Annotated in this window: 6 protein-coding genes; 1 reads left to right on the top strand and 5 read right to left on the bottom strand. The window is 71.9% G+C overall.

The window, feature by feature from the left end; translation table 11 throughout:
• On the top strand, nucleotides 1-498 hold the full coding sequence (locus AC07DI_RS31665; protein WP_384252180.1) for a phosphoribosyltransferase: 498 nt from the start codon (nucleotides 1-3) through the stop codon (nucleotides 496-498).
• 86 nt (nucleotides 499-584) lie between these two features.
• Here AC07DI_RS31665 and AC07DI_RS31670 read toward each other — a convergent pair whose 3' ends face one another.
• The 5 genes from AC07DI_RS31670 to AC07DI_RS31690 form a co-directional block, all read right to left on the bottom strand.
• Nucleotides 585-1583 (bottom strand): Yip1 family protein, encoded by a 999-nt coding sequence (locus tag AC07DI_RS31670; protein ID WP_384252178.1) that lies wholly within the window; start codon nucleotides 1581-1583, stop codon nucleotides 585-587.
• Nucleotides 1584-1724: 141 nt separating this feature from the next.
• Nucleotides 1725-3215: an FG-GAP repeat protein gene (locus tag AC07DI_RS31675; RefSeq protein WP_478907803.1), complete on the bottom strand. Its 1491-nt coding sequence runs from the start codon at nucleotides 3213-3215 to the stop codon at nucleotides 1725-1727.
• Between the two features lie 186 nt (nucleotides 3216-3401).
• On the bottom strand, nucleotides 3402-4868 hold the full coding sequence (locus tag AC07DI_RS31680) for an FG-GAP and VCBS repeat-containing protein (RefSeq protein ID WP_478907805.1): 1467 nt from the start codon (nucleotides 4866-4868) through the stop codon (nucleotides 3402-3404).
• A gap of 223 nt (nucleotides 4869-5091) precedes the next feature.
• Nucleotides 5092-6519, bottom strand: a complete 1428-nt coding sequence (locus AC07DI_RS31685) for an FG-GAP repeat domain-containing protein (RefSeq protein ID WP_478907807.1) — start codon at nucleotides 6517-6519, stop codon at nucleotides 5092-5094.
• Between the two features lie 1615 nt (nucleotides 6520-8134).
• Nucleotides 8135-8346, bottom strand: a 212-nt coding sequence (locus AC07DI_RS31690; protein ID WP_478907809.1) for a hypothetical protein, incomplete at its 5' end; no start/stop codon positions are given.

The following is an 8346-nucleotide window of genomic DNA, read 5'->3' on the forward strand; positions in this document are numbered from 1 at the left end:
ATGAGTGACGTGCGCGAGAACCTTGACTACGAGAAGTTCGGCCGTGCGGTGCGAGAGCTCGCGCAGACCATCGCCGACGACGGGTACCAGCCCGACGTCATCATCTCCATCGCCCGTGGTGGCGTCTTCGTCGCGGGCGGGCTCGCGTACGCGCTCGACTGCAAGAACATCCACCTCGTGAACGTGGAGTTCTACACGGGGGTCGGGACGACGCTGGAAATGCCCGTCATGCTCGCGCCCGTGCCCAACGCCATCGACTTCACCGACAAGAAGGTGCTCATCGCCGATGACGTCGCCGACACCGGCAAGACGCTGAAGCTCGTGCACGACTTCTGCCTCGACCACGTCGCCGAGGTGCGCTCCGCCGTCATCTATGAGAAGTCGCACTCCCTCGTGAAGTGCGAGTACGTGTGGAAGCGCACCGACGAGTGGATCAACTTCCCCTGGAGTGTCGAGCCGCCCGTCGTGAAGCGTGCGGGGCAGGTTCTCGACGCCTGAGCCGGACCCGTGCAACTACGAGGAGGGGCCCGGCGGACAGTGTCCGCCGGGCCCCTCCTCGTACATCTGCTTGCGGATCGATACAGCTAGAACGTGCCCAGCTTGATGATCGACAGGATCGCGAGCAGCTGGATCGCCGAAGCTCCCAGCGCCTTCGGCCACGGCAGGTCGTGGGACCTGGCGACCATCATCGTCAGGAGCGCGCCCGCCGCGAGCCACGTCGCCCAGCCGAGCAGCTGGACGAACGGCTGGCCGCCGCCCAGGAACATCGCCACGATCACGCGCGGCGCGTCCGTCATCGACATGATCAGCATGGAGAGGCCGACCGTCGGCTGCCAGGCGCCGTCGCCGCCGAGCTGGCGGGCCAGGGTGTGGGTGACCACGCCCAGGATGAACGCGCTGATGGTGATCGCGACGCCGGTCGTGAGGACGTACGGGACCGCCGACGACAGCGTGCTGTTGATCGCGTCCTCGCGGGCCTCGTCGAAGCCGAAGATCGCGAGCGCGCCGTAGAGGAACGTGACGATGAGGGCGGGGCCCCACATCGCGTAGTCCCGCATCTGCAGGAAGGTCGGGCCGGGGCGCAGCACGACGCCGCGCAGCAGGTCCTTCCAGTGCAGGCGGGGGCCCACGGGCGGGGCGGCCGCCTGGCCGGCGCGGTAGGTGTCGCCCTGGGTGTAGGGGTCTTCCCCGATGGAGAAGGCCTGGGTGTGTCCCGGGTTGTTGGCCGCGTACGGGTCGTAGCCGCCGCCCTGGGGTCCGTGGCCCTGTCCGTGGTCGTCGGGGCCGCCGAAGTACTCCGGCTCGCCGTGGTGGCCACCGGCCTGCGGCCACTGCTGACCGCCGTTGCCCCCACCACCGCCGTACGGCCGACCGCCGTGCGGAGCGCCGCCACCGTACTGCGGGGCGCCCCCGCCGTACTGCTGCTGCGGGTTCGACGGCGCGGGCGGGTAGCCGTACGGCTGCTGCCGGCCCTGGGGGGCCTGCTGTCCGTACGGCTCCTGCCGCGGTTGTCGCGGTCGCGGTTGTTGTTGCGGTCGCGGGGCGCGGTTGTCCCGGCCGCGTCCGATCCTGAATCCAGCCACGAATCGAACGTACCTGGTCTTGCGGGGCGGGGTCGTCCCTCCTCCGGAGGAGACGGGCTTTGCGGCCGACCTGTGACAACCCCTAAGGGCCCCCTAAGGGCCCCCTGAGGGGTTGCCCAGGGCTTCCCCCGAGGGGGCGCGTCAGTCGGCGAAGTTCGCGCCGAAGCGGGGCGTTCCGGCCGACGAGATGCCCACCGTCGACGGGTAGATGCCCGCGGAACCCGCGAAGGTGCCGTTCGCCTTGCTGAACAGGGGGTACACGGCGCCGTTCTGCCCGTTCTCGCCGTACGAGCCGACGGTGATGTCGCCCCGGCCGTCCCCGTTCAGGTCGTCGACGTGCACGTCCGAGCCGAAGAAGTCGTGCTTCTCGTTGGAGTTGGGCACGCCCGGCGTGTTCTGGTCGAGGAAGACCGCGCCCTTGGTGGAGAGGCCCGAGCCGTCCGCCGCGCCGTAGATGACGGTGACCGCGCCCGCGTCCTCCAGGCCGGCGAGGTCCTCGCCCGCGGAGCCCACGACCAGGTCGAGGTGACCGTCGCCGTTGAGGTCGCCGAGGTCGAGCTCGTTGCCGAACGAGTCGCCCTTCTCGCTCGTGCCCGGGACGTCCGTGCTGTCCTGCGTGAAGACCTGCGTGTCGCCGTAGGGGCCGTTGGCGGCGCCGTGCACGACATACACCGAGCCGCCCTTGTTCGCACCCTGGATGCCGTCGTCCCAGTTGAGGCCGATGACGATGTCACCGTAACCGTCGCTGTCCGTGTCGCCGACGTCAGTGATGACGCCGCCGGGCAGCCGCTGCTGGCCGGTGGTCCTGAGACCCCCGGACGTGCCGGGCAGCCACAGGTTGGCGTTGTAGCCGTCGCCCGTGGAGAAGCCGTCGACGATGAGGTCTTCCTTGTCGTCACCGTTCACGTCACCGGAGTGCAGGTTGAACGGGCCCGCGCCCTCGCCGCTCTGGATGGCCGGCTTGACGGTGTAGTGGCTGCGGCCCGCGCCCGTCGTACGGGAGATTCCGCCGCTCAGGACGTCGATGGTGGCCGCGCCCGAGCGGGCGCCGATGGCGAGGTCGGTGCGGCCGTCACCGTTGAAGTCACCGGCTTCCAGCGGCCCGCCGAAGAAGTCGTGCCCGTCCGGGCGGGGGTCCTTCACCGTGGTGCCGCCCTTGAGGCCGCTCGGGGAGCCCCACAGGATCTGCGTGGTGCCGCCGTCCTTGTCGCTGCCGACGTCCTCACCGGGCGCGCCGACCGCGAGGTCGTCGTAGCCGTCGCGGTCGAAGTCGCCGTACGCGGTGTCGAAACCGAAGATGTCGCCGGTCTCGGCGTCGCCGGGCACGCCCGCGCTGTTCTGGCTGAACGTCTTGTGTCGCAGCGTGGAACCGCCGTACGTGACGGTGACCTGGCCCGCCGAGTCCTTGCCCGCGACGCGGGCGCCGGTCGCGGAGGTGACGAGGTCGGCGACGCCGTCGCCGTTGAAGTCCGCCTCGTGCGAGGGCAGCGGCTCGGCGGGCGCGGCGGACGCCGTGGCGGCTGTGACGGTGAGGAGTCCGCCGGCCAGTGCGGCGGCGGCGACCGTCGTCGCGACGAGGCGGCCACGTCTGGAACGGGCGGTGGGGGTGTGGGTGTGCTTGCGCTGTGTCATGCGGGTCTCCTGCGGGAGTTGGGGGTGACGGGCTGGGTAGATCCAGCCCGTCCGGCGTTTGAGGACGAACTCGGCGAAGCCGGTGATCAGACGGCGCCCTGAACGGTGACAGCGCCCCGGCTACCGCCCCGAGCGACCGCTACCGTGCTCCGGCTACCGCCCCGAGCGACCGCTACCGTGCACCGGCTACCGCCCCAGGGCCGCCCCGTACTCGCGCGCCCCCGAGAGACCGAGCTTGCCCGGCGTAACCGACGTCACCGGCGCCGCGGGCCCGGAGGTCGGGGACGCGGCGTACCAGACGCCACCCTTCGACGCGTCCTCGCCGGGCGTGCCGACCGCGAAGTCCGCGTGGCCGTCGCCGTTGTAGTCACCGGTGGCGACGGCCGCGCCGAAGCGGTCGCCCGCCTCCGCCGTGCCCGCCACGCCCGCGGTGTTCTGGGTGAACGCGGGACCCGAGAAGTCCGCGCCGGTGCCGGCCGAGGCGAGGACCCAGTAGCCGCCCGCGTCCTTCACGGTGCCGACCGCCTCGGTGTCCGTGCCGACGACGAGCTCGTCGCGGCCGTCGCGGTCGAGGTCCCCGGCCGCGACGTGCGCGCCGAAGTTGTCACCGGCCTCGGCGACGCCGCCGACCTGCGGGCTGCTCTGCGTGGTGCAGGAGGCACCGCCGTCGCCGAGGGCGCCGCCCTTCTTGCCGTAGATGGCGACGACCGTGCCGCCAAGGATGTTCTCGCAGTACGTGCCCTCGCCCTCGACCTCGGGGTTCGCCAGGGCGTTGCCGATGGCGAGGTCCGTGGTGCCGTCGCCGTCGAAGTCGCCGGTGGCGAGCGCGGTGTTGGTGCTGTCGGGCGTGGACCAGGTCTGCTTCCACTCGCCGGAGGCGCGGTTCAGCACCTGCGTACCGCTGATCTCCATCCCGCGGTACGAGACGGCGAGGTCGGTGCCGCCGTCACCGTCGAAGTCACCCGCCGCGAGCGCCCGCGCGCCGGCGAAGTGCCAGCCCGTGACCCTGTCGAGTGTGGCGGGGGAGCCCGCGGTGAACGGTCCGGGGCGTACGACGACCGCACTCGACTCGTCGAAGTGCGAGTTGAAGGCGATGTCGTTGTCGCCGTCCTTGTCGAAGTCGCCGGTCGCGAGCAGCGCGCCGTACCCCGCGTCGTCTATGTCCCCGTTGGCGGCGGTGAAGCCGCCCTTGAAGCCGGTGGCGGAGCCCCAGACGACCGCGACGGTGCCGGCGCTCAGGCCGACGGTGGTGTCCTCGTCGGGCGCGCCGACGATCAGGTCGCTGTAGCCGTCGCCGTTCATGTCGTTGGAGTCGACGGCGGCGCCGAACCTGTCTCCCGCCTCCGGGGTGCCGGGCACGCCGGTGGTGGCCTGGCTGACGGTGGTGGAGCCGTGTTTGCCGAGGCCCGACACGCCGCCCCACACGACGTTGACGTACCCGGCCTTGGCCTCGCCGTTCACCGTGGCGCTCGGCACGCCGACCGCGAGGTCCACGTAGCCGTCGCCGTTGTAGTCGGCGCGGATCTTCGAGGGCGTGGGGGCGGCGGACGCCGTGCCGGCGGTCAGGCCGGTGACGCCGAGGGCGGTGACGGCGCAGAGGGCGCCTGCCGCGAGGAACTTGTTGCGCGCGTTCTTGCGTATGTACAAGGGCATGCTCGGTGCTCCAACGAGTAGCAGAACAAGGGTGTTCGGTAAGGGGCGGGTCGAGTACGGGCAGCGCGCCACTGCCCGTGCCGCCGACTAGCCACCGCCCGCCCCGGCGGGGGAACTTGGCTTTCGGGGGTGTGACTCGTGGGGCGTACGAAGGGTTGTGCGGCGGAGGGGACGGGGGCTCCAGCCCTGGCCCCCACCCCTCGCCCCTTCACCCCTCGCCCCTTCACCCCTCGCTCAGGGAGAGGAACTCGGCGGTGGAGAAGGACAGAAGCGGTTTGCGCGCGACCAGTTCCGCTGTCCGGCGACCCGGATACACGGACACCGTGTCCGCGCCGGCCCCCCGATACGTTCGTACGACCAGGTCGGCCCGCTTGTCTCCGTCGAAGTCCGCGACCTGGAGGACCTGGGTAGTGCCCTTTGCCGCGGGGGCCAGGAGCGCCGTGGCGTTGGCGGCGAGTCCGCCCGTACGTCCCCGGAAGACCCGTACGTCACCCGCGCCCCCGCCGCTCCCGCTGCCCCGACCGCTCAGGACCAGCTCGCTGAGCCCGTCCCCATCCAGGTCGCCCGCGTCGAGGGCCATGTCCCTGGCCTCCAGGGAGCCGCGGAGGGTGCCCGGAACGTCGTAGCGCAGTGCGACACCGCGCGGCGACGCGATGGCGGCGTCCATCCCCTTGCCCTTGCCCTTGCCGAACCGGCCGAACGCGACGTCCTTGCCCGCGGGGAAGAGCACGCCGGTCTCGCCGGGGCCCTTCGAACCGCCCAGGACGAGCGCACTGGCGGCGGCGCCGGACGGGTCCGCGGCCTTGCGGACGAGTACGTCGTCGTAGCCGTCGCCGTTGACGTCCGTGGCCCGGCCCGACACGAGGTTGTTGCCGGGCGCGGTGACGGGCTTGCCCGCGGCGTGCGGGGCGCCGGTCCGCTTGAACGGGCCGCGCAGGAACGTGAGCCGGGCGCTGCTCGCGTGCAGTACGAGGTCGTGCGCACCGTCCCCGTCGAAGTCGCCGCAGACCGGCTGGTCCGGCCAGTCGTTGCCGAATCGTGCCTGCGCGGGCACCCGCAGCTTCACGGCCTTGCCGACCAGCCCCTTGGGCGAGCCGAACAGAATCTGTAGCGGCACGGGCGGCTGTCCCTGCCCGTCGTACGGCGGATCCGTAGACACGACGAGGTCGCTGAAGCCGTCCTCGTCGAGGTCGCAGGAGGCCTCGGAGTCGAAGGCGGCGGGCAGCTCACCCTTCGTACGGGCACCGTTGGCGTGCGCGCTCAGCAACTGCCGTGCGCCTGGAACGAGCCCGGCCTTCCCTCCGTAGACGATGCCGATACCCGCGTCGTCGCCGTGGTCGGGGTGTACGAGGTCGTCGAGTACGAGGTCACGGGCGCCGTCACCGTTGAAGTCGTCCTCGCCCCGGCTGCCCCGGCTGCCCTTGCTGCCCTTGCCGCCCTTGCCTCGCGGAATGGGCTGCTGCGCCGTGCTCTTGCCCGTCATGCTCACGGGCTTGTGCGAGGCGTCACCGGATCGGGCGCCGGCGTCGTGGCCGCCGCAGCCCGAGAGGAGAAGCGCGCAGCTCATGGCGGTGGCCGCGCCGGTGGAGGCGCCGCGCCATATGCCCCGTCTCACGCCCCGTCTCACGCCCCGTGCGCCGGCACTCCGCATGCCTCTCACCCACCCCGAACGCCACAGTCGCCAACAACCAGCCCATGATGCTCCTGCGCCCCTCGCGGGAGGAGTCCGAGGCGGTCCCGTTTCCATCACACCGGGTCCGGTCCGGGGGTGGGGCCGGAGGCTCCCTTTCGGCACGTGGCGGGGTTGGGCGGTGACTTCGGTGGCTCGGTGTCTTTGATGGTTGCTGGGGCCGCCCGGTGTTGTGCGGAGTGTGGCGGTTCCGGGCCGGGAGTAAAGGGCGCTCCGCTGCGCTGCGCGTCGGCTGCGCCGATTCCGCTGCGCTCCACCCTTGACTCCCGTCCCTCCACCGCACGTTGACTTTGACCCGGACGGCCAGGGGTGGGGGCGACGGGGGCGATGCTCGGGCCATCCCCTTTCATCGCCGGGTGCGGCCCGGTCCAACGCGAGCCGCCGTCACGGTTGGGGCGGGCCCGGCCCCGCCGCTCGGGTCATCGCCTCGCGCGGCCGGGTGCGGACCGGCCCATCGTGAGTCGCTGTCACGGTTGGGGTGCGGGGTCGGGGCGAGTGGCGTGCGGCGACCGTCCCGGCCGAAGCGATGGCGGCGGTCTGCCATGGGTTTCTGCTCTGGCCTCTCCGGGACCTACTTTGGGAAAGTTGCGAACCGACTCGCCGCGCGCCCCCCTCCCACGCCCGCGCGCCGCCAGCCAAGTCACCGCTCTCGCGAATCGGACGCGGTAAGCCCGCACGTTGGGGGGGCGCATCCGGCTCGGCAGGGGGGCGCGCGGCGAACGCATTCGCAACTTTCCCAAAGTAGGTGCCGGAACGGGGCGGCCCGGGCCCACCGGCACATCGACCGTCACTCCCGCCCACGTTGGGCCGGTCCGCACCCGGCCGCGCGAGGTGATGACCCGAGCGGCGGAGCCGGGCCCGCCCCGACCGTGGCGGTCACCCACGATGGGCCGGTCCGCACCCGGCCGCGCGAGGCGATGACCCGAGCGGCGGGGCCGGGCCCGCCCCAACCGTGACGGCGGCTCGCGTTGGACCGGGCCGCACCCGGCGATGAAAGGGGATGGCCCGAGCATCGCCCCCGTCGCCCCCACCCCTGGCCGTCCGGGTCAAAGTCAACGTGCGGTGGAGGGACGGGAGTCAAGGGTGGAGCGCAGCGGAATCGGCGCAGCCGACGCGCAGCGCAGCGGAGCGCCCTTTACTCCCGGCCCGGAACCGCCACACTCCGCACAACACCGGGCGGCCCCAGCAACCATCAAAGACGCGGGCCCACCGAAGTCACCGCCTTACCGGGGCGTGTCCCGTGGCGCCCACTCACGGAGTCAAAAGTCTCCTGAGGAGGCCGGCGAGGGCTTGAGGGGCGAGGGTGAGTATGTCGTCGGGGGCGTCGCTTTCGCGGAGGAGCAGGGGGGCGAGACGTCGGGCAGAGGGCTCGGGCTCGGGCTCGTACGGGACTGTGCCGACGGGTGGGGGTGGGTGCACACGGGAGCGGCAGGGCGAGAGCCGAGGCAAGCTCGTGTGGTGTGAGCTGACGGGTGCCGTGGCTGCTGCCTGAAGCAAGAAGACCCCGCCCCCTCCGCACGGAGGGAACGGGGTCTTCGGAACGCTGGCCCGCACGCGGGCCGGGCTACGACAGCCGCTACTTCACCGGCTCCGGCTCGTCCGCAGACTCCGTCTCGCCCGCCGGGTCGGTCGGTGTCTTCACGGAGTCGAGGAGGAGTTGTGCGACGTCGACGACCTGGACGGATTCCTTGGTCTGGCCGTCGTTCTTCTTGCCGTTGACGGAGTCGGTGAGCATGACGAGGCAGAACGGGCAGGCGGTGGAGACGATGTCGGGGTTGAGGCTGAGGG

Source organism: Streptomyces sp. NPDC044106 (assembly GCF_056433985.1).

Excerpts from the sequence above, each read along its gene's own strand:
- AC07DI_RS31680 (WP_478907805.1), bottom strand. The coding sequence starts at position 4,868 with ATGCCCTTGTACATACGCAAGAACGCGCGCAACAAGTTCCTCGCGGCA.
- AC07DI_RS31665 (WP_384252180.1), top strand. The coding sequence starts at position 1 with ATGAGTGACGTGCGCGAGAACCTTGACTACGAGAAGTTCGGCCGTGCG.
- AC07DI_RS31675 (WP_478907803.1), bottom strand. The coding sequence starts at position 3,215 with ATGACACAGCGCAAGCACACCCACACCCCCACCGCCCGTTCCAGACGT.
- AC07DI_RS31685 (WP_478907807.1), bottom strand. The coding sequence starts at position 6,519 with ATGCGGAGTGCCGGCGCACGGGGCGTGAGACGGGGCGTGAGACGGGGC.